The 20771-nt window shown below is 74.2% G+C and carries 13 protein-coding genes and 4 pseudogenes; 9 read left to right on the forward strand and 8 right to left on the reverse strand.

Annotated elements, in window-relative coordinates:
• A pseudogene (locus tag ABZY91_RS36510) lies at nucleotides 1–144 on the forward strand (PhoH family protein); the annotation flags it as partial.
• A gap of 383 nt (nucleotides 145–527) precedes the next feature.
• Here ABZY91_RS36510 and ABZY91_RS36515 read toward each other — a convergent pair.
• Nucleotides 528–914, reverse strand: a complete 387-nt coding sequence (locus ABZY91_RS36515; RefSeq protein WP_355407835.1) for a hypothetical protein — start codon at nucleotides 912–914, stop codon at nucleotides 528–530.
• 1014 nt (nucleotides 915–1928) lie between these two features.
• Between ABZY91_RS36515 and ABZY91_RS36520 the strand changes: the two genes are divergently transcribed.
• Together ABZY91_RS36520 and ABZY91_RS36525 are read left to right on the forward strand one after the other, a co-directional pair.
• A complete protein-coding gene (locus tag ABZY91_RS36520) occupies nucleotides 1929–3731 on the forward strand; it encodes a sigma-70 family RNA polymerase sigma factor (RefSeq protein WP_355407837.1) in 1803 nt (600 codons plus the stop codon).
• 35 nt (nucleotides 3732–3766) lie between these two features.
• Entirely contained in the window at nucleotides 3767–5443 is a 1677-nt protein-coding gene (locus ABZY91_RS36525; RefSeq protein WP_355407839.1) for a peptidoglycan-binding protein, read from the forward strand.
• Between the two features lie 155 nt (nucleotides 5444–5598).
• On the opposite strand, the gene ABZY91_RS36530 is transcribed toward ABZY91_RS36525, so the two are convergent.
• From ABZY91_RS36530 to ABZY91_RS36550, 5 genes and pseudogenes are all read right to left on the reverse strand, one after another.
• Complete coding sequence (locus ABZY91_RS36530) at nucleotides 5599–6600, reverse strand: extracellular solute-binding protein (protein ID WP_355407857.1); 1002 nt, start codon at nucleotides 6598–6600, stop codon at nucleotides 5599–5601.
• Between the two features lie 266 nt (nucleotides 6601–6866).
• Nucleotides 6867–9503, reverse strand: a complete 2637-nt coding sequence (locus ABZY91_RS36535; protein WP_355407859.1) for a SpoIIE family protein phosphatase — start codon at nucleotides 9501–9503, stop codon at nucleotides 6867–6869.
• 392 nt (nucleotides 9504–9895) lie between these two features.
• A complete protein-coding gene (locus ABZY91_RS36540; protein ID WP_355407841.1) occupies nucleotides 9896–10861 on the reverse strand; it encodes a DUF916 domain-containing protein in 966 nt (321 codons plus the stop codon).
• A gap of 63 nt (nucleotides 10862–10924) precedes the next feature.
• Nucleotides 10925–11431, reverse strand: a pseudogene (locus ABZY91_RS36545) (WxL domain-containing protein); the annotation flags it as partial.
• Between the two features lie 27 nt (nucleotides 11432–11458).
• Nucleotides 11459–12904 (reverse strand): annotated as a pseudogene (locus tag ABZY91_RS36550) (RICIN domain-containing protein); the annotation flags it as partial.
• Nucleotides 12905–13314: 410 nt separating this feature from the next.
• On the opposite strand from ABZY91_RS36550, the gene ABZY91_RS36555 reads away from it, so the two are divergent.
• From ABZY91_RS36555 to ABZY91_RS36565, 3 genes are all read left to right on the forward strand, one after another.
• Nucleotides 13315–13455, forward strand: a complete 141-nt coding sequence (locus ABZY91_RS36555) for a hypothetical protein (protein ID WP_355407843.1) — start codon at nucleotides 13315–13317, stop codon at nucleotides 13453–13455.
• A 110-nt stretch (nucleotides 13456–13565) separates the two neighbouring features.
• Nucleotides 13566–14285 carry a hypothetical protein gene (locus ABZY91_RS36560; RefSeq protein WP_355407845.1) on the forward strand — a complete coding sequence of 240 codons (720 nt, stop codon included), beginning with the start codon at nucleotides 13566–13568 and terminating at the stop codon, nucleotides 14283–14285.
• Between the two features lie 548 nt (nucleotides 14286–14833).
• Entirely contained in the window at nucleotides 14834–15889 is a 1056-nt protein-coding gene (locus ABZY91_RS36565; protein WP_355407847.1) for a hypothetical protein, read from the forward strand.
• Between the two features lie 150 nt (nucleotides 15890–16039).
• On the opposite strand, the gene ABZY91_RS36570 is transcribed toward ABZY91_RS36565, so the two are convergent.
• Both ABZY91_RS36570 and ABZY91_RS36575 read right to left on the reverse strand, forming a co-directional pair.
• Nucleotides 16040–17467 (reverse strand): hypothetical protein, encoded by a 1428-nt coding sequence (locus ABZY91_RS36570; RefSeq protein WP_355407849.1) that lies wholly within the window; start codon nucleotides 17465–17467, stop codon nucleotides 16040–16042.
• A 110-nt stretch (nucleotides 17468–17577) separates the two neighbouring features.
• Nucleotides 17578–17952 carry a helix-turn-helix domain-containing protein gene (locus tag ABZY91_RS36575; protein ID WP_355407851.1) on the reverse strand — a complete coding sequence of 125 codons (375 nt, stop codon included), beginning with the start codon at nucleotides 17950–17952 and terminating at the stop codon, nucleotides 17578–17580.
• 140 nt (nucleotides 17953–18092) lie between these two features.
• On the opposite strand from ABZY91_RS36575, the gene ABZY91_RS36580 reads away from it, so the two are divergent.
• The 3 genes and pseudogenes from ABZY91_RS36580 to ABZY91_RS36590 form a co-directional block, all read left to right on the forward strand.
• Nucleotides 18093–19061: an NADP-dependent oxidoreductase gene (locus ABZY91_RS36580; protein WP_355407853.1), complete on the forward strand. Its 969-nt coding sequence runs from the start codon at nucleotides 18093–18095 to the stop codon at nucleotides 19059–19061.
• Nucleotides 19062–19279: 218 nt separating this feature from the next.
• On the forward strand, nucleotides 19280–19789 hold the full coding sequence (locus ABZY91_RS36585) for a hypothetical protein (protein ID WP_355407855.1): 510 nt from the start codon (nucleotides 19280–19282) through the stop codon (nucleotides 19787–19789).
• Nucleotides 19790–20565: 776 nt separating this feature from the next.
• A pseudogene (locus ABZY91_RS36590) lies at nucleotides 20566–20771 on the forward strand (sugar ABC transporter substrate-binding protein); the annotation flags it as partial.

Here is a 20771-nt window from a genome sequence, read left to right on the forward strand (position 1 = left end):
CGGGTCGGCCGCCACGACGGCGTCGTCGCCGTGGTGGAGAAGCTGAAGGGCCATCCGCTCTTCGCCCACATCACGCTGACCCGGTCGGAGCGTTCACCGATCGCGGCCCTGGTGACCGAGATGCTGGAGGGCCCCGACATCTGACCGGCCCGAGGGGGCGGGCCGTGTCCGGGTGGCGATACGCCCGCCGGTCCGCCCCTTCCGCGTACCGGCCCCGGGCGGCCCCGGTACGCCTCGGTGTCCGCCGCCCGGTGGGCGGCGGACACCGAGGGGGAGCCGCGGTCGCTCGCAGTCCTCCGCCCGTACGCAGACCGGAGGCGGGGGCGGGGACCGGGGCGCTGTCTGACCGGCCCGGCGGCCCGGCCAACGGTCAGGTTGTCGTAGGGGACCGGTCGCGGTCTCCTCGTTCGTGCTGATGTCCACCCGGAAGGAGCGCGTGGCCCGGCAGCCGTGGGGATGTGGGCGGTGCAACGGGACAGCAAAGCGCGGGCCCGGCCGGGATCCTCACGGCCGGGCCGGACGTACCGTCAGCGGACCGCGACCACGTCCCCGACCGGCGCTCCGTGGGAGTACGGGGGCCTCGACATCTCGACGACCCGCCCTCCCGCCTCCTCCAGCCTCCGGATGGTCGCCGCGGCCATCGCGTCGTCCAGGGAGAACACGAAGGGGCCGGGGACGAGCACGGTGTCGCAGACGCCCGTCTCGACGGCGCGGGTCAGCGCGGCCAGCGCCGCCAGGGGTTCGGTCGACCGTCGGCCGTTGTCCATGAACAGCGTCGCCTCGCCCAGCCCGGAATCGACGGAATAGCGCTGGAGGAGCTGCCAGTAGTCGAGCATCAGCACCGCGTCGCACGGGTAGCACCGGAGATAGATGGCGGTGGGCCGGCTCACAACGGGCCGAATTCTCGTGGCCATGACTCTCTCCCTCGGGCGGCACCCGGTCATCTCGGGCGAAATCTCTACTTCCAGCAAAGCCCGCACGAGCGAGCCGGTCCAGTACTCCGGCCACCCAAGTTCACGCCGGTTCGCCGAACCGTAGGTACCCCTCTCCGTAGTCGTGAGTAGTCCCCCGAAGCGATGGCTCGCCGCAGGCGAGAGCGGACTCGGCCGCCCTGCTCGCCGAGTTCCCCGGAGCGGGCGAATCCGGCCCGTTTCCGTACCGGATTCCGGGGCCCGAAACCGGGGTCGACGAATTCCGGGAGCGCCGGGCACTTCCCCGTCCGAGAGCCCTGTCGACCCGGGCGGAAAAAGGCGCGCCGATCTCGGCCGCCCGCACTCGGCCGGCCGCTCCCTGCGGCCCGCCGTCGACGCGCGAACCGGCGAGGAGGCCGGATCGCCGTCCCCGATTCCGGCGGGTCGTGAGGACCTCCGGCGGACTCCGCGTGCCGGTTTCACGGGCCGGTTTCACGGGCCGGAACTCCGCACGGCATCGCTCACCCGTCCGGCAAGCCGAGCCTCGGCTGCCGGACTTGACGACGGCATCGAACCGGCGGTGTCATAGCTCTCGGCCGTCCGATCATGTTCGTTCCTGATCTTTCGCGTTCGATTGGCCTGCTCGGCCGTCCGTCGCCGCATGCCCCGAAGGCCGTCCCGGCCGCCGGGTAACGATCCCGCAACGCAGCGGGACGCCGGTGGCGATCCCGACTCCACCTGTCCGAGTCCCCTGGTTCCGAGGAGTGTGCTGTGCCGTCCCACCGTGTCGTCGACGCCCGAGGCAGCGTGACGCACCGCGGCGCGGCGCCCGGCACCGTGCGGACGGCCGCGGCCCGGCCGCGCCGCCGTCGCCGCCCACGGCCGGAACGGGCACGGCCGCGCGCCCATCGGGCTCCGGTCCCTCCACGGCGCATCGGTGCTCCGACCATCAGGGCCGGCCCCTGATCCGGCCGCCGCACGATCCGCCGAATGCCCGAACCCTCCTCAAGGATCACCATGCCCCAGCCGCCGCACCCGGCCGACGACGCTCCCGAGTCCACCCCCCGCCGCGGGACGGCCGACGAGCCCGGCCCGTCCCCGTCCGGTTCCGACACCGGTTCCGACACCGATTCCGACGCCGTGCTGATCGCCCGTCTGCGGGCCGGGGACGACAGCGTCGTGGGGACTCTCTTCGAGCGCCACCACCGTGTCGCGCTCGGCTACGCGCGCTCGCTCGGCGGCATGGACCACCGCTCCGAGGACCTGGCGAGCGAGGCCTTCGTCCGCACGCTGGCCGCCGTGCGGGCGGGCAACGGGCCGACGGACAACTGGCGCCCCTACCTGCTCACCGTCGTCCGCAACACCGCGGCGGCGTGGGCGACGAGCGACCGGCGCACCTTCCCCACCGACGACGTCCAGGACTGGGCGGACGAGACCGACCACGCCCCCTCCCCCGACCAGATCGTCGCAGCGTCCACCGAACACGAGCTGATCGTCGCGGCGTACCGATCCCTCCCGGACCGGTGGCGGTCGGTGCTCTGGCACTCGGTGGTCGAGCGACGCCCGGCGGAGGAAGTGGCGTCGCTGCTCGGTCTCTCGGCGAGCGGGCTCTCCTCACTCGCCGCACGGGCCCGGGAGGGCCTGCGCACCGCCTATCTCACGGCGCACCTGTCCACTGCGCAGTCGGCGGAGTGCCAGGTCTACGCGAGCCAGCTCACCGCACGTGTCCGCGGAACCTCGCAACGGAGGTCCAAAGCCCTGACGCGGCACCTCGACGAGTGCCCGTCCTGCCGGCGCTGCGACGAGGAACTCCACGACGTCAACCGGCGATTGCGTCTCGCCGCGGTGGCGTTCATCGGACCGTGGTCCGGCGGCGAGGCGTCCGTGTCCGCGCTCGCACCACAGGCCTGGTCCGGTCACCCGCCCGCCCCGCAGCCGCCGCACACGCCGCCCGCAGTTCCGCGCACGGGCCCCGCCAAGGCGGTGGCGGGCGCCCTGACGGCCGGCGCCACCGTCGTCGCGGCGATCGCGTTGACGCCGTACCTCTCATCGCCGCATGCGGAGCAGCCCGTCGATGCGCGGCCGCCGGTCCAGCTCTCCACTCCGGCGGCCGGTGATCCGAACCGCCCCGTCGTCCCCGCGGACGCGGCTGTCCCCGCCCTCGCGGCCGCCCCGGTCCTCCCGGTGACCTCGTCGCCGACCGCCTCGACGGCCCCCGACCGGGCGACGGGCGCATCGGGCGCTCCCGCGTCCCCCGCCACGGCGGCGTCACCGGGCCCCACCACGCGGACCGGGTCCCCGTCCTCGGCCACACCTCCGGGAAGCGTGGCCGCGACCGGGCGGGGAGGAGGACTGTCGGCCGGTGTGTACTCGGTCTCCACGCCCGCCGCCACGCTTCCCGGGGACCGCCGCGTCCGGCTGCGCCTCGCCGGGACGGGAAACTGCGGCGAGGTCGAGGACCGCGAATCGACGGCCGGCCTTCCCTACTTGGCGCCGTGCACGGCGTCGGACGATCAGCTGTGGATCGTGCGCGCCGACCGGTCCGGCGGCGCCCGGCTCGTCAGCGCCGCGAACAGCGCCTGCCTGGAATCGGCCGGGACCGCCGGGGCCGTCGTCTCGCAACAGCCCTGCGGCGACAACGCCCGCCAGTCGTGGCAGGTCGTCGACCTCACGGGCGGGGAGAGCGCCCTTCGCCATCGCACCTCCGGGCTGGTCCTCTCCTCGCAGGGCACCGGGCAGGTGTACGAGACCCTGCGGCTGCGATCCGCCGACTGCGACTCGGACCCGGTGTGCCGGCCGAGCGCCGCCTTCCGGCTGTGAACGCCGGCGCGAGGCCGATGTCACCAAGGACCTTCGTGTCATCTCCCACCAGGGCGCTCACCGACGCGGAAGCCGGCGGGATCCCGCCCTCCTCCTCCGCCCGGCGGGCGGTGGCCCGGGAACGGGCGCTCCGGTACGGCGACGTGGTGCTGGCCTACGCCGCAGATCTCTGCGCGACTCCGCAGGCCGCGCACACCCTGGCGACCGACGTCCTCGACCGGGCGGTCGACGACGCACACCGGGAGCAGGACCGGAGCTCGTCCTGGATCTGCCTCCTGCTCGGCGAGGCACGGCTGCTCGCCGCCGACTGGGCCGACACCGGGCGGAGTGACGACCTGTCACCGGACTTCCGGGCGTGGCTGTCCGTCCGCAGGACACCGCACCGGAGCCACCGCGAAGCCGTTGCCGCCGCCGAGGAGGAGAGTCCGTTGCAGGGCGCGCTGGCACAGCTCACGGACCTCCCGGCCGCGGAGCTGTGGCGGGCGCTCGCCCCGGCCGCCGGACCCGAGCGGACACCGGCGGCATCACCGGACCCCTCCGAGCAGGCCCGCAGGATCCTCGCCGACGCGTACATCCGCGTCCACGCCGTCGGCGCGCCCGAGCGCCGGTGCCGGCATCTGGCCGCCCTGATCGCGGAAGTGGCCGGCACCGACACCGCACCGTCGATGGGGACCGCCGCCCACCTCGCGCAGTGCAGCCGCTGCCGCGGGGCGCTGGCCGATCTGCGGGCAATCCACCGTTGGGAGAGCGACCATCTGCGAAACGGCCTGCTGGCGGCCTTCCGGCCCGCTGCCGACGCGTGGCCGGAGCCCGTGCCTGTCGCCGTTTCCACCTCGCCCGACCCCGCACCGGACCTCCCGCCCGACTCCCCGCCCGACCTCCAGAGGCCGACGCATTCTCCGGAGCCGAGCGAGATCGACATCGGCCGTGCCCACCGTCGTGCCGGCAGGCCGTCCCGGCACACGGCCCTCCGCCGCCGGATCGCCGTCGGCGCCGCCGGTGTGGGAACGGTCGCGCTGGCGCTCGGGCTGGCGATGGCCGACACCCGGGCAGGTCACGTCACCGGGCCGCCGACGGCCGACCGGACTCCGACCGCCGCCGACGACCTCGCGCCGGGGCCGACGGAGACGAAGGTCGAACCGCTTCCACCCGCGCCCGAATCACCGCCGGCCACACGGACGCCGAGCCCGCGAAAGACCAGGACCGGGTCCGCGTCACCCACCGCGAACACCGGCGCGTCCGCCGGCCCGTCCGCCGGCCCGTCGCCGTCCGCGACCACCGCACCGGCCCTGCCGAGCGGTCTCGACACGCCCGGTCCGCCGAGCACGCCGTCCGCCCAACCCTCCTCCGCCGCGCCGTCCGTCGCGCCCTCGGCGACGCCCTCCGCCCCGCCCGCCGCACCGCCGTCCCCCTCGCCCTCGGCGACGGAGTCCTCACCGGTGCGCGCGCTCCGGCGGGGCGACAGCGGGCCCGAGGTGGTCCGGCTGCAGAAGCTGCTGGTGAAGGCCGGATGCGCACCCGGCGATTCGGCGTTCGAGCGCGGCCGGTTCGACCCCGCCACCGAGCGGGTCCTCGCCACCTTCCAGCAGGCGGCCGGCATCCGGGGCGACGAACGCGCGCACACGATGTACGGCGACCGGACGAGAGGGGCCCTCGAACAGTCGGCGGCAGGGCCGCGGTGCCGGTCCGGGCAGGCGCCGCAGAACGGTTGACGCGACGTCAGCTCCGGGTGCGCCGGGCGGTCGTCGACGACCGTTCCGGGGTCGTTCCGGGGTCGTTCCGGGGTTCCGGGACGGTCGGCCGAAGGCACCCGGCCGGCGATGTCGGAGCACGACCGCCCGACACCACGGAGTCCCGGCCAAGGACGTCACCCGGCGGGGACGTCCTTGGCCCAGTTCTGCCGGACGTACTGCAGCGCCGTGTTCAGCTGGGACTCCGAGGGGAAGGCGGGCGTGCCCTCGACCGTCGGCAGCTTCGAGGCGAGGGACTTGTCGAGGGTGCCGTTCTTCGCCATGTTCTCCATCAGCACGGGACGCGCGTAGTCGACGAGCCGCAGGTTCTGGCCCTCCGGGCTCGCCAGGTACTCCGCCCAGAGGCGGGCGGCGGCCGGATGCGGGGCGTCCTTGTTGATGGCCTGGGCGTAGTACTGCGAGAAGCTGCCGTCGAACGGGATGGCCACCCGCCAGTCGACGCCGGTCCCGGCGAGCTCCTCGGTGTGCGAGAGGTTGAGGAAGTCCCACTCGATGCTGATGGGCGTCTCGCCGCGGGCGATCGCGGCCGGGTTGGGGTTGGCCCGGTTGTAGTTGCCCGCGGCATCGAGCCTGGCGAAGAAGTCGACACCCGGGGCGATGTCGTCGAACGAGCCCCCGTTCGCGAGGGCCGCCGCGAACACCCCGGCGAAGGCCGACCCGGCTGTGGTGGGGTTGCCGTTCAACGCGACCATGCCCTTGTACTCGGGCTTGAGCAGATCGGCGAACGACGCCGGGCAGGTCCGGACCCGGTTCGCGTCGCAACCGATCGCCACGTAGCCACCGTAGCTGTTGTACCAGCGGCCGGCGGCGTCCTTCTGCTCGGCCGGGATCCGGCCGAACGCCTCGGGCTTGTACGTGGCCAGCAGACCCTCCCTCGCCGCGGACTGGGCGAAGGTGTCGCCGAGGTCGAGCACGTCGGGCGCACGGTCCTGGCCCCGGTAGCGCTTGATGTCCTCGATCTCCTCCTGGCTGGAGCCGAAGGGGTTGTCGACGACGACCTCGATCCCGTACTTCGCGGTGAAGCCGTCGATCAGGCCGCCGTAGTTCGCCCAGTGCCGCAGCAGCGTGGTGGCGTTGAGCCTGCCCTCCGCCCGGGCCGCCCCGACCAGTGCGTCCATCCCGCCCGCGTCCCGGGCCGAGACGGACAGGCCCGGCTCCACCGGTGCCCGGTCGCCGTCCCCGCCGCAGCCGGCGAGGCCGAGCGCCGCCAGGCAGCCGCAGACGGCGAGCACGCGAACGCGGCGGGGTACTCGGGCCACGACGCCTCCTCGGGGGTTCAGCGGTGACGCGATGTGCGCGCTTTCGAGCCTACTCGGACGCCCCGGGCTCCTCCGCCCCGTCCGGCACGGGCGGAGGACCCCGGGGTCGTCACGCTCCGTCACGGTCAGATCGCCAGGTCGTCCCACTGGCCGAGCAGGTCGTCCTCCGAGAGCTCCTCGGCAGGCCCACCGCCGGTCAGCGACTGGGAGGTCCAGATGGTCTTGCCCCTCGGCGAGTAGCGGGTCCCCCAGCGCTCGGCGTAGCGGGCGACGAGGAACAGACCGCGTCCGCCCTCGTCGGTGTCCGCCGCACGGCGGATGTGCGGGGCGGTGCTGCTCCCGTCGGAGACCTCGCAGACCAGGGTCTCGGTGAGGAGCAGCCGGACGTGGATGGGCTCCGCGCCGTACCGCACGGCGTTGGTGATCAGTTCGCTGAGGATGAGCTCGGTGCCGAAGCCGATGTGCTCCAGGCCCCAGTCGGCCAGCCGGCGGGCACAGGCCCTGCGCACCGGGCCCACCGCCTCGGGATCGCTCGGTACGTCCCATTCGGCGACGCGGTCCCGGGCCAGGAGCCGGGTCCGGGCCACCACGAGGGCGACGTCGTCGACGGGCCGGGCGAGCAGCATCGACTCGATCACGCTGTCGCAGGTCTCCTCCGGAGGGCGGACCGGCCCGCCGAGCACGTCGTCCAGCGCGCTCATGGCGGCGTCCACGTCACGGTCCCGGGCCGCGAGCAGGCCGTCGGTGTAGAGGACCAGTCGGGAGCCCTCGGGCACGGCCAGTTCGACGGCCTCGACGGGCATGCCGGCGCCGAGGCCCAGCGGAGGGGAGACGGGCGGGCGCACGAACTCGACGGTGCCGTCGGGGTGGGCCACCGCCATCGGGAGGTGGCCGGCGGTGGCGGCGCTGACCCGTCCGCCGACCGCGTCGTAGACGGCGTAGAAGCAGGTGGCTCCCGTCATCACCTGGGAGCTGTCCGGGCCGTCGCCCTCCTCGCCGTCGATGCGGGCCACCAGGTCGTCCAGGTGGCCGAGCAGTTCGTCCGGCGGGAGGTCCAGGGCCGAGAAGTTGTGGACGGCGATGCGGAGCCGGCCCATGGTGACGGCGGCGTGCAGCCCGTGGCCGACCACGTCGCCGACCGCCAGGGCGACCCTGGCGCCCGGCAGGGGGATCACGTCGAACCAGTCGCCCCCCACGCCCGCCTGGGCGGGCAGGTACCGGTGGGCCACGTCCAGGGCCTCCTGGGCCGGCAGCTCCCGGGGCATCAGGCTGCGCTGGAGGGTCGCCGCCATCGTGTGCTCGCGGCTGTAGCGCCGGGCGTTGTCGATGCAGACGGCGGCCCGCCCGCCGACCTCCCGCGCGAAGGCGAGGTCCTCGTCGTCGAACGGCGGGGAGTTCTGCGTGCGCCAGAAGTTCACCAGCCCCAGCGTCACGCCGCGGGCCTGGAGCGGGACGACCATCAGCGAGTGGATCCCGTAGTCGAGGATCTGCCGGGCGCGTTCGAGGTCCTGGGTCCGCCAGCCCGTGGTGGCCACCAGGTCGGGCTCGATGACGGACCGGCCGTCGCGCACGCTCGCCGCCATGGGTGTGCCCGGCGCGAAGTCGATCAGCCGCCCGACGGGGTAGAGCGGGTGGTCCTCCGCGAGTCCGGCGACGGCGCTGCGGCGCAGCTCGGTGGTGGCGCCGTCCGGGGCGTCGCCGTGCAGCACCGGGTCCTGCAGCTCGACGGTGGCGATGTCGGCGAAGCCCGGGACGGCAGCCTCCGCCAGCTCCTCGGCGGTCCGCACCACGTCCAGCGTCGAACCGATCCGCATCCCGGCGTCGTAGAGGAGTCTCAACCGCTCCCTGGCCAGCTCCGCCCGCCCCGCCAGCACGCGCAGCTCCGTGGTGTCACGCAGGGTGACCACGCTGGTGCCGTGCACTCCGGTGGGTGTGGTGGGCCGCTTGTTGAGGGACAGCAGGCGGTCCGCCGACCGGTGGACCTCGTCGTCGGCGGTCCGGTCCGAGGCAAGGAGCTCGGCGGTGTCGGCGTCGAGCCCGAGGGTGTCGACGCGGTGCCCCTCGGCGTCGGCGGGGAGGTCGAGGAGGCGGCGGGCCTCGTCGTTGGCCAGGAGCAGGCGTCCGGTGTCGTCGGTGATCAGGACGCCCTCGCGCACCGAGTGCAGGACGGCGTCGTGGTGTTCGTACATCCGGGTCATCGCGGCCGGGCCCAGCCCCCGCGTCTGGCGTCGCAGCCGGCGGCTCACCAGGGCGGCGCAGCCGGCCGCGAGGGCGGCGGCGGCCGTCGCCCCGATCAGGAGGACGGGCAGCTGACGGTCCACCGAGTTCTGTACGGACTCGACCGTGACGGGGGCGGAGACGATGGCCACCACGTTGCCGGCCGCGTCCTTGACGGGGACGGCCGAGACCACCGAGCGGCCCAACGCACCGTCGAAGGTGCTGGTGAAGGCCCTGCCCTCGGCGGCCTCCGCGTAGGGGCCGATGACGTGCTTGCCGAGCTGCGCGGTGTCGCTGTGCGTGAGGGTGGTGCCGTCGAGCCGGTACACGATGAGCGCGTCGATCCCGGCGGCCGTCCGGGCCTCCTCGGCCAGTGGCTGGAGCGTCGCGGTGGGGGTGTCGCCCTGCAGGGCTTCCAGGAGCCCCGGCGCGTGGGCGAAGGACTGGGCGGCGGCGAGGGTGCGGTGCCGGGCGTCGGTCAGGGTGGCGCGCTGTGACTGGACCACGAGGGCCGCCACGGCGGCGGCGACCAGGAGCACCACCATCACGAGCTGGAGGAGGAAGACCTCCCGGGCGAAGCTGCGGTCGGCCGCCCTGCCCGGCAGCGGAGGCTCCGGAGCGGGATCGCCCCGTGCCTCACCGCCGCCCTCCGCGCGCCCCCCGTGGGCGGCGGTCCCGGGCTCACCGGCTCCGCCGCCGGTACGGGCGCCGGCCGGGCGGCTCCCGTGGCTACCGCCCACACGAGGGTTCATAGTCACCATTTATCCTGCTTTGTCACTGCGCTGGCAAGGAGCAGCGGACGGGAGCCCCGAAACAGGCCCGGAGGTCGCGCTGTCCTTCGCCTTCACAACCCTCCGTGACGGATGTCCGTCTCGGCTCGCCGTCTCGGCACGGCTGTTCGCGGCCCGGCGGCGGAGCCGGGCGACCGACGGAGGGCTCACACGGGTGCGGGTGCGCCCGACGCCCGTCCACGGGCGGCCGCACGCCTGCGGCGCCTGACCAGCAGGACGGTGAACCCCGCGGTGAGGGAGGTCAGGAGTCCGGCGAGGATCCACGGCACTTCGAGGAAGTCGTCGGATCCGGAGGCACCGACCCCGTTCGCGGTCGCCGTGACCGTGACGTCGCCCCAGCCCGTGGGCGCCCCCGGCCAGGACTCCGTCACCTGCACCTTCTCGCCGGGGAACAGTTCGGCCGGCACGTTCGTCAGCTGCCTCGTCGTGGGCACCCCGGCGAACACTCCCCCGACGTGGAGGGAGGCCCGGGGGGCGAGCTTCACGTTCCCGGTGTTGTGCAGCGTGTAGGACACGGTGGTGCTGCTGTCGCCGGTCCACGGGATGCGCGGGTTCTCCGCGGTGAGACGCAGGTCCTCGACCGCCAGTGCCGGCATCTGCGGTCCTTCGACGCGCAGGTAGATCCGTGCTCCGACGCCGCGCCGGACACCGATGTAGGAGCCGGCACCCGGCTGCACCCGGTCGTCGACGGCCACGAGGGCACCGACGTGGTCACCGGGCGAGGCGTTACCGGGAACGGCCAGGGTGAAGCCGACCGTCACCGCGGAGTGGGCCGGGACCGTCACGATGTCCTTCTCGGGTTGTCCCCAGGTGCCGACGTCGCGCTGGGTCTCCTCGCGGCCGCGCACCGCCAGGCCGCCGTCGCGCGGCGTGTTGTAGGCGTCGGCGACGTGGAGGCGCAGGGTCAGCGGGCCGGCCGTGGTGTTGGTGAGGACGGCGCGATCGGCGAACGTCGTACCGGGACGCGCCGAGAGCTGGAAGGCCGTGCGCGGTGTGATCTCGGAGTCGGCCGGCTCGACCGACCACTCGCCGTTGTCCGCGGCCCGCGCCTGGAGAGGGGACAGCGCCGTCAGGACGGCGAGGAGGAGGGTGACGACGGGTGCTCTGCGCATGGCTCGTCAGCTTTCGTGAGCACCGCGTGCCGGACGCCGGGGCTTCCGGCACGCGGAGCGCGATCAGAGGAGGGTGAGGGTCAGCGTTCCGGCGTAGTCACCGACGGGGGTGAACTTCGGAACGTCCAGGGAGACGGTGGCACCGGCGGTGAACTCTCCACCGGTCAGGGCGCCGTCGGGGGCGGACGCCAGCGTCGCACCGTCCGTGCCGATGACTCCGGGGCTGCCGGCCTGGCAGGTGCTCGGGCTCTCGGCCTTGGTGGCACAGGTCGGGGTCCAGCTCAGTCGTGCGGCCTCGATCCGGCCGCGCGGCCCGGTGAAGTCGGTGACCTTGCCGGTGAGCGACCAGCCCGCCGCGCCGCCGCGGAAGTCCTTGATGATCGCCGGGTTCAGGGTGCCGGTCGACGCGCCGCCCGCTCCGAAGGCGACCGGGGGGAGCCGGACGGCGTCGGTCGTGGCCGTCATGGTGAGCACGCCGGCACTGACCGAGGTGCTGATCTGCTGGTCCACCTTGCCGGGGGTGCCACCGCCGGGCGGGTTCGTCGGGTCGGTCGGGTCCGTCGGGCCGGTCGGGTCCGTCGGTGCGCCGACCTTGGCGACCTTCCAGGACTGGCCGGCACCGGTGCCGCAGTCCGTCTGGACCAGGTGGGCGCCGGCCTGCGTGGATCCGTCCTTGCTGTCGAGGCACTTGTTGCTGTGCTTCGCGACGATGCGGACGTGGCCGTCGGCGAGGCTCTCGAAACGCCAGCGCTGGTTGTCACCGGAGCCGCAGTCGTACTGCTTGACCTCGGCCCCGTTCGCGACCGACTTGTCCGAGACGTCGAGGCACTTGCCGCTGTGCTGGGCGAGCACCCGGACGTAGCCGTTGCTGTTGTCGGTGAAGCGCCACTGGCTGTTCAGTCCGCTGTCGCAGGCCCCCTGGACGACGACCACGCCGTTGTCGGAGACACTGCCCGGAACGGTCGCACACTGCCCGCTGCCCTTGTTGGCCATGGTGTTGAGCGGGTCGCCGCCCACACCGCGGATCCGGCCCGTCGCCGTGTCGATCGAGACGTCGGTGTACCACGGGAGGGTCATCGTCGTGGCGTCCGGGAACTCCAGCGGAAGCCACACGTAGGTGGAGTCGTTGACCCGCTTCGGGTCGGACCACACGCCCGCCCAGCGGTCGCCCATGTAGAGGTAGGACGTGGTCTCGCTGCCCTCCACCGGCAGCACGAACGTGGTCTGCGAGTGGTGGCCGTTGCTGTTGCCGACGTCCCTCATCGGCGTCCACGGCCCGGTGGGGCTCGGAGCGGTGGCGTACTTCTGCTGGTTGGGGTCCCAGTAGCTGGTCCCGGAGGTGAGCATGAAGTACACGCCGCCGCGCCGGAACAGGGCGGGGGACTCCCGGTGGGCTCCCGGCCAGGGGTTCGCCACCAGGTCCTTCACCCGGGTGTAGTCGTCGGTGAGCTCGTAGATGTGCAGGTCGGCGTTGTTGTTCGCGGAGGAGATCATGTACGCCTTGCCCGCGGCCCGGTCCTCGAACACGGTGATGTCACGCGACATGTGCTCGGCGCCCGACGCGTCCTTCGGTCGGAACGACCCCTTCCACTCGTACTGGCCGTCCACCGTGGACGAGACCGCCACCGCCGCCCGGGCCTCGGCGTAGGAGTCGTCGTTCTCCTTGTGCATCCACATCACGAACTGGCCGGTCTTCTCGTTGTAGAGGACCTTCGGCCGCTCGATCAGCGCCGTGGCCAGCTCCGGGGAGGACTCCTGGGTGAGCACGTGCCCCCGGGGCTCCCACGCCTTCAGGTCCTTGGAGCGGTAGGCCGACACGTAACGGAACTTGTTGTCCTCGCCGCGGTCCTCACCGAACCAGTAGTAGTACTCGCCCACTTTGATCACGCCGCCGCCGTGGGCCTGCACCCCCGCACCTCCGGTGTCCGGGAACTGGGTCCCGGGAGAGGTGGTGACGGGCGCGGCCTGCGCGGCCGGTGCCCAGACCACGACCGACAGGAGCAGGCCAAGAAGGCCCGCGAAAACGGATCCCACTCTTCTCATGCAGGGTTCCTTGATGCCATCCGCCCGGTCCCGCGCCCAGGTCCAGTCGGAGAAAACCTCAATCCGAACCGAACAGCAAGCGACACCGTTACACGGAAATCAACATATTGGGGGGTAGCCTGACTCGCCTACGGGCAAGTGTCAACACAATCGCAACATGCAGGCCATCTCGTCGCATCATTGCGACCTAACCGCAATCACGATCGGACGGTCGAGCGATCCCCCCGGCCGCTGCGCCCACCCGCTGTGCACTTCCCAGCGGCGATCGATCACAACTGTTCGGTAACGGCGCGGGCCCGCCGTGGGGAGTCGGCGCTCCTCCTTCATGATCCCGCCCTCCCGGTCGGCCCCACAGGAACCCCCGGCGGAGCGGGACCGGAGCAACCGCGCACCGAAGGAGAGCCACCCCCATGTCGCCCTTCCGCCACTCGCCCCGGCCGGCGTACGACGCCGGGGCCCCCGAGGCCCCGATGCCGTCCGGGCCCCGGAGCCTCGCCCCGCGCACCGGAGCGCCCGTCCTCGTCCCGGCCTACGGGAACGGGGCGTCGTGACCGTCCACAGGACACCGGGCGAGCCGGGCGCCGTCGTCCTCGGCCGATGCGTGGCCCCGGACGGCCCGCCGGGTGGCCCCACGGGTGGCCGTCCCTCCGAGCCGGGCCCGGTGGCATCCGGGCTCAGGCTCGTCGTCACCGACCGGGACGAGCAGGACCAGCAGGACGACCGGGACGAGCAACGGCTTCGACTGCACATCGGCCCCGGCGGACGGTGCGGCCTGCGCTTCCCCCACCCGGCTCCACCGCCCCCGTGCACCACCGGCGGGAGCATCGTGGGAGCAGCGGCGGACACCTGCCTGCCCGCCGAGCACCGCCGTGCCCTGGTGGAGGTCGTCAGCGCGGCACGGAACCACGACTTCGTCCTGGCCGTCCAGCGGGTGGACAGCCTGCTCGTCACCGTGGCCGCGTCGTTCGGCCCCCGCCACCACTTCACCCTCACCGTGGCCCAGGTCCGCGCCGACCTGGCCTGGCTGTCCGGAGACGCCCGGTTCGCGGCAGAGCTCTGGACGCTGATCGCCGGCGAGTGGGCGCGGCGCGAAGGTCCGACGAGCCGACCGGCCCGCTTCGGTGCACGTCAGGCGGCCGCCTCCTGGCGGGAGGTCCCCGATGCCGAGGCCGCCGCCGTCGGCGCCGCCCTCCTGGCAATGCTGCTGACCGTCGTCCCGGACCCGGAGTCCACCCCCGTCGTACGCGCGGTCCGCCACCGGATGAGCGTGATCGGCGGCGGAGGCCCTCGAACCCCGGGCTCCGCCGACGCCACCGGGGGCCACGCCGCTCCGGCACAGCCCACCGCCGGGCGTCCGCCCCGGAACCCGCAACCGCGATGACCCACGAGGAACCCGCATGACGGGAAGACCCGGCCGGGCGGTCGGCGACGTGGTGGCCGGCCGTACGGCCTTACCGCTCGGCCCCGGCGGCAGGGTGACGCCCGGAAGGGCTCCGGCCGTCACCCTGCCGCAGGCACCGCCCTCCCTCTCCCATCGCGGTCCTCCCCCCACTGCCGGCCTTCGCCCACGGACCGCTGCCCACCGAGCCCACACAAGGAAGAACGATGAGAGAGCCGTCAACGTCCTGGAGCTCCTTCAGGCGCCGCGGCGACGTGCCGCCACCGGACGGGCCGGACGCCGGTTCCCCTCCGGGTGAGGACGGCCGCACCCCCTCCACCGAGGTCGCGCGGACGCCCGGTCCGTTTCAGAGCCTCCACGGAGAGGACCGGCCGGTTCCCGGAGTGCGAGTCGGCGCCGCGCCTTCCGGATTACGCCTCGCCGGTACGGGAGCCGTCGAGCCGTCGGCGGTGCACGACGCCTCACAGAGACCGGCCGGACCGGCCCTCGCCTCCGTGCCCGAGACCTGCCGGCGGCAGATTCTGCGGGCCATGGTCCGGGCCGCCGGGCGACGACAGATCCCCGCCCCGGACACGGCCGCCACCGCGACCGCCACCGATCAGGTCGACCCCGACCACGCCTGGCGCGCCGGAGCCGCCGCCATCGCCGGCCGGACGTGCCGCTACGTCGCCGCTCTCCAGGCCTCCCCCGGCACCTGGCCGGACGGCCGGGTGCCCTCGGCCGAGCAGCTCGCCCCGTTCTGCGGTTCCTGTTCCTCCGAAGCCCCGACGGTGGAGATCCCGGTCGTCCGGCCGGAGCAGGAGACCGCCGTCGTGATCCGCCGCGGGGCCGTGGCTCCGCTCGCCGTGCGTTCCCTGTCCCCGGGTGCGGGCGGTCCCGTCGGCCCCACCGGCCCGCGGTGGCATGCGCGCGGCGCCGTGTGGTGGACGCTGGCGCTCTCGGCGAGTGCGCTCATCGGGGGCACCGCGGCCCTGCTGCACGGGAACCCCGCCGACGGTACGCCCCGGCCGAAGGCGACCGCCGCAGATGTCCCGCCCGCCTCGACGCAGTCGCCCCCGCTCGCGGTGGGCCGCGCCGAGGGGGCGGGCGAGACCCCCTCGGCCACCCCGTCCGGCTCTCCGCCGTCCGAGAACGGATTACCGGCCTCGTCCCGACCGCCGGTTCCCGCCGTCCCCCGTCCCTCCTCCACCGCGCAGCTCCCGGCGCTCTCCGGCACGTCCACCGCCGGGACCGGCTCCGCCGCCGGGCCGACGCCGAAAGGGCCGGCCGAAGCCCCGGCGGCGGTGCGGACCTCCCCCGTGCCGAACCCCACCGGGACGCGCAGGCCGTCCGCGGATCCGCAGACCGTCCGACCGACCGCCCCTCGTCCCGGAGCGTCGACCGAACCTCCCGTGGTCGTCCGGCCGACCGTCCCCGCGCCCGGAGCGTCGACCGAACCCCCCGTGGTCGTCCGGCCGACCGTCCCCGCGCCCGGAGCGTCGACCGAACCCCCCGTGATCGTCCGACCGTCTCCCTCTGCGAGCCACCCCGCGACACCCTCGACGCCGGGGCCCGCCTCCGACCGTCCGGGAGCCACAGCGGGCTGACGCCGGCCACGTCCGTGCGTGTCATCGGCCGAACGACCGGCCTCGTGCGGGGACTTCACGGTTGCCGCCGACCGCCCGTACCGGGCCCCGGGCAGCACGGACAAGGCGGGGGGCGGGCCTCACTCGGAGCCCCACCCCCCGCCGCGCACGTCACCCGTGCCGCGCCGCCCGGCGGCGCCGCAGGAGAACGAGGGCACCGGTTCCGGCGCCCAGCAGAGCGACCCCGGCTCCGGCGATCACCACCCCCTGGTCACCGCCACCGGTCCGGGCCAGGCTCCGTTCCAGGGCGTCGGCCGCACTGGTCGCCCTGGCGACCGCCACCGGCTGGATCTTCAGTGGTGCGCTGGTCGGGGTGTCCATCGGGAAGGACAGGGGCACCGGCCCGTCGTCCTCGGTGGTGGCAGCCGTCGACGGCACCGCCGAGGTCGTGGGGCGGTTGGCGACGACCGAAGGTGCCGGGCTGGTGGGTGCCGGCTCGGCGGCACGCGTCGGGGTGGCCGAGGGCGTGGGGGAAGCGGTGGGGGTGGTGGCCTGTGTCGGCGTGGCGGTGGGCGTGGGGGTGACGGCGGTCGTGGGGGTGGGGGTGGGGGCGGGGGTGACGGTCGCCGACGGGGTCGGGGTGACCGTGGGCGTCGGGGTGGCCGTAGGCGTCGGAGTGACCGTGGGCGTCGGGGTCGGGGTCGCCGTCGGGGTGGCCGTGGCCGTGGGCGTCGGCACAACCGTGGGTGTCGGGGTCGGGGTCGCGGTCGGCGCCACCGTCGGAGTGGCCGTGGGGACCGGCGAAGCGGTGGGCGTCGGGGTGGCCGTGGGCGTCGGCGAAGCCGTGCGTGTCGGGGTGGCCGTGGGCGTCGGCGAAGCCGTGCGCGTCGCGGTGGCCGTGGGCGTCGGCGAGGCGGTACGCGTCGGGGTCGCGGTGGGGGTTGGGGCAGGAGGGGCCGGCTTCTTGATCCTGAAACCGGCGCAGCCCACCGCGCACGCGCAGCCGAAGCGGCCCTCGTCCACCGGCAGCCCGGTCCGGTCGTCCAGCCGCGCAGCGAAGGTGACCGGCGCGACACCGGCCTTGCCGGTCGGCGCCCCGGCCGAGAACGAGGTGCGCACCGTCAGGACGAGGGTCCGCCCCTTCCGCACCGCCAGGAGCGCGTCGTCGGAGACGCCGTCGCCCTCCTTGGCCCCGAGCACCACCAGGACGCTGCCGTCGGTTCCTTCGCCACCCGGGGCGAGCGAGCCGGGGAGCCAGACGTTGCCTCCGGGAATCCGGTACTCGACCTTGAGGTCGGCCGCCCGGAGGTCGCCTGCCTCGTTCTTGAACTTCAGCAGCGCGAAGGCCACGAAGTCGTGGGCCGTCGGGTTGGTGACGGTGTAACGGAACTCCCTGGCCGCCCCGCCCACTTCGAAATCCCGAGGGACCCCTGCCACCGACGGCTCCAGACCCCGCTCCAGCGGGACGTCGAGGTGCGGAGCCGGGGCCGACGGACCGGCCGACGCGGCACCGGTGGCGGCGCCTGCCGCACCGACCGGGACGGTCGACAGGACGAGTGCGGTGGCACCCGCGAGGATCAGACTGCGGGGGGTGGACACGTGGTCACCTTCCGGCGAGGAGGAGTTCCGGCACCGTCTGGTGCCTGCCGGTTAAGGAGGCGGGGCGGGCCCGTCGGTCCCGCAGGTATGCGAATTCGTTACGGAGGCGGCTACGCCGACACCGGCGGGCGGTTTTCGGTGCCGTCGATCCTCTCCTCGACCCACGCCCGCAGGAGGCCGAGCGGGACGGCCGCGCTGTGACCGAGCTCCGTGAGGGCGTACTCCACGTGCAGGGGCACCGCCGGGTAGACGGTCCGGGTCAGCAGCGCCGCCTCCTCCAGGCGGCGCAGGGTCTGGGTGAGCACCTTGGGGCTGACGCCCTGCAGGCGCCGCTGGAGTTCGCCGAATCGCCGGGGCCCGTCTTCGAGCGCACCGATGGCCAGGGCGGACCACTTGTTGGCCAGCAGGTCGAGCATCGCCCGGCACGGGCACTGGGCCGCGTAGACGTCGTGCCGGTCGTGCCGGCCCGTCGCGCACTCGATCATCCGTACCGCTCCTCACCTGCGGACTTCCCAGAAGGAAGTAGTAGTCCTTGCGGGTAACCATATGCCTCTGGATACCGTCGGGAGCATCAGGCGACGAGGCCGTCGGACGCCTCCCGCCCACGTCTGACCGGGAGTCCACCATGTCCCTGAACACGATGCGCGCAGTGCTCCTGGACCGCTTCGGCGGCCCTGAGGTCCTGAAGGTCGAGCAGGTCCCTCGGCCCGTCCCCCTGCCGACGGAGGTCCTCGTCCGGGTGCACGCGGCCGGGATCAACCCGGTGGACTGGAAGACCCGCTCCGGCGGGGGGATGGCCGGCGTGCTCGGCGAGCCCCCGTTCGTCCTCGGCTGGGACGTCTCCGGCGTGGTCGAGGAGGTGGGCTTCGGGGTGAGCACCCTCAAGCCCGGTGACGAGGTCTACGGGATGCCGTGGTTCCCCCGAGCGGCCGGCGGATACGCCGAGTTCGTCACGGCACCGGCGCGCCAGTTCGCCCGCAAGCCCGAGAGCCTCGACCACGTCCAGGCCGCAGCCGTCCCGCTGGCCGCCCTCACGGCCTGGCAGGCCCTGGTCGACACCGCGGGGGTCCGGTCCGGCCAGCACGTCCTGGTCCACGCCGCCGGCGGCGGGGTCGGACACTTCGCCGTCCAGATCGCCAGGCACCTGGGCGCCCACGTGACCGGCACCGCCCGCAGCGGCCGGCACGACTGGCTCACCGGGCTCGGGGCGGACCGGCTCGTCGACTACACCTCCGTCCGGTTCGAGGACGTGGTCGGCGACGTGGACGTCGTCCTCGACCTGATCGGCGACGACCACGACCGCACCAGCACCCGCTCCCTGGAGACGTTGCGCCCCGGCGGTCTGCTCGTTGCCGTCCCTTCCGGGGTCTCCGCCGAACTGCAGTCCGCAGCCTCCGCCCTGGGCGTGCGGGTCAGCGCCTTCCTGGTCGAGCCGGACGGCGCGGCCCTGGCCCTGCTCGCGCAGCTCATCGACGCCGGGGCGATCGCGGTCGAGGTCGAGGAGGTCTTCGCCCTGGAGGACGCCGCGAAGGCGCAGGCCCGCGGGGAGACCGGTCGCACCCGCGGAAAGCTCGTCCTCGACCTCACCTCCTGAGCCCGGCCCTGCCTCCACATCCACACCCCCTTCCGGGTCGTCCCGACCTGCCGGTCGCTCGCGCGCCGACCGCCGACCGCCGACCGCCGACCGCCGACCGCCGACCGCCGACCGGGAGCCGACCGTGCCGGGGCGGAGGCGGCAGCGGCACTGTGCGGCGGCGGTGTCAGCCGCCCGGGCCGTCGGCCGCGGGCGAGGTGGGCCGGCCCGTCTCGCCGGTGCTCGGGGCCGCCGAGCTGGGCCTGCCGGTCTCGGCGGCGGCCGGGGTCGGCGACGGCCCCGACTCCGCGGGAGGTCCGCTCGCGCCGTCCGCCGCGGCATCGCCCGGTCGGCCCGCGGGTGGCTCGGGAGACGGCCGCCCGGCCTCGCCGGTGCCCGGGGCCGGCGACGGCCCGGCCGCCTCGGCACGCTCGGACGCCCTCCGCGAGACGGAGTCCCCGGGCGCGACGCGCTCCGTCGGCGGCGGGCCGCTCACGCCGACGGCGGGCGCACCGGAGACCGGCGGGGACACCCGGACGGGGCTCGGCCTCGCCGTGACGGGCCCGGTCGTCGGCGTGGCGGCGCGCCCGCCCTTCGACGTCGACGGCCATACGGACGGGAGAATGCCGGCGGGACTGCCGGCCGCGCCGGTGGGAGCCCCGGTCGTCGGCGTGACCGGCCGGGCCGACGCACCCACCGTGAAGGTGACCTCCGGACGGACGCCCTCGTCCTCCGGGCCCTCGTACTGAACGGCGGCAGCGGTGCCGCCCACCAGGGCCGTGGCCGAGACCGCCACCGTCCACCACAGCCCCCGACGGGACCGCCCGCGCCGCGCCGCGGCGTCGCGGGCGGCCGGCGGGGGCTGTGGTGCGGCGCGGGCGGTGGCGGGCGCACGGTGGACGACGATCGTCGGTTCCCGGTCCACCGCCCGGGGCCCGAGCCGCCCGGGGTCCGCCCGCCCGCTCTCCGTTCGGGAGGCGTCCGCCGAGTCGCCTGGCCGGGGCTGTTCGCCGCGGGGCACGAAGGCGCTCCAGGACGATGCGGGCTCTCTCACTGTTCTCCTCGGTCTCCGGTCCGGACACGCGCCGGGCACGCGCCGGTCCGCGCGCAGGTCGCTTGAGTACGAGGAGTACGAGCCCCGGTCGTCCTGCGGGTTTATCGAACCGTTACGCATCCGGCACCGCTTCCCACGCCCGCACACCGCCCGCACACCGCCCGGGACCGACGGGCGGGAGCGAGGGGGCGGGGGATTCCACGCGAGCGACGCGCCGCACGTCACAAGGTGGTCTCGACGCCGAAACGCCCTTGACGTGGATTCCGAAACAGAGGTGTCATATCCCCACCACGTTTGAACCTGTTCGTTTCTGGTTAATTACGTTTGATTCATCCTCTACCGTGTGCGAGTCGAACCGAACCAGTCAAGGTCTCTCCACCTCGCGGTCCGCCGCCTTGGGCCCCCACCTACCTGCGCACCACCGCACCCGCTCCGCTTCCATCGGCGCGTGCGGTCTCGAAGGAGCTCCCCATGTTCCGTTCCACCAGCCGTACCGTCGCCGCGGCGGGTCTGCTGCTCGCTCTCGGTCTGACCACCGCGTGTTCGACCGGCCAGGAGTCGACCAAGGCCGCAGACGCCCCGGTCGCGAAGGTCGACGGGAAGATCTCGATCACCTACCTGCAGAAGCAGGGCGACCAGGAGTACTTCGTCGGCGAGGCCGCCGGAGCCAAGGCCAA

Origin of the sequence: Kitasatospora sp. NPDC002965 (assembly GCF_040611255.1) — a bacterium.
GTDB lineage: Bacteria > Actinomycetota > Actinomycetes > Streptomycetales > Streptomycetaceae > Kitasatospora.

What these genes read in the sequence shown, in the direction of transcription:
- ABZY91_RS36515 (WP_355407835.1), bottom strand. Translation starts at nt 914, where the DNA reads ATGGCCACGAGAATTCGGCCCGTTGTGAGCCGGCCCACCGCCATCTAT.
- ABZY91_RS36520 (WP_355407837.1), top strand. Translation starts at nt 1,929, where the DNA reads ATGCCCCAGCCGCCGCACCCGGCCGACGACGCTCCCGAGTCCACCCCC.
- ABZY91_RS36530 (WP_355407857.1), bottom strand. Translation starts at nt 6,600, where the DNA reads ATGGACGCACTGGTCGGGGCGGCCCGGGCGGAGGGCAGGCTCAACGCC.
- ABZY91_RS36535 (WP_355407859.1), bottom strand. Translation starts at nt 9,503, where the DNA reads ATGGTGGTGCTCCTGGTCGCCGCCGCCGTGGCGGCCCTCGTGGTCCAG.
- ABZY91_RS36540 (WP_355407841.1), bottom strand. Translation starts at nt 10,861, where the DNA reads ATGCGCAGAGCACCCGTCGTCACCCTCCTCCTCGCCGTCCTGACGGCG.
- ABZY91_RS36555 (WP_355407843.1), top strand. Translation starts at nt 13,315, where the DNA reads ATGTCGCCCTTCCGCCACTCGCCCCGGCCGGCGTACGACGCCGGGGCC.
- ABZY91_RS36565 (WP_355407847.1), top strand. Translation starts at nt 14,834, where the DNA reads ATGGTCCGGGCCGCCGGGCGACGACAGATCCCCGCCCCGGACACGGCC.
- ABZY91_RS36575 (WP_355407851.1), bottom strand. Translation starts at nt 17,952, where the DNA reads ATGATCGAGTGCGCGACGGGCCGGCACGACCGGCACGACGTCTACGCG.
- ABZY91_RS36580 (WP_355407853.1), top strand. Translation starts at nt 18,093, where the DNA reads ATGTCCCTGAACACGATGCGCGCAGTGCTCCTGGACCGCTTCGGCGGC.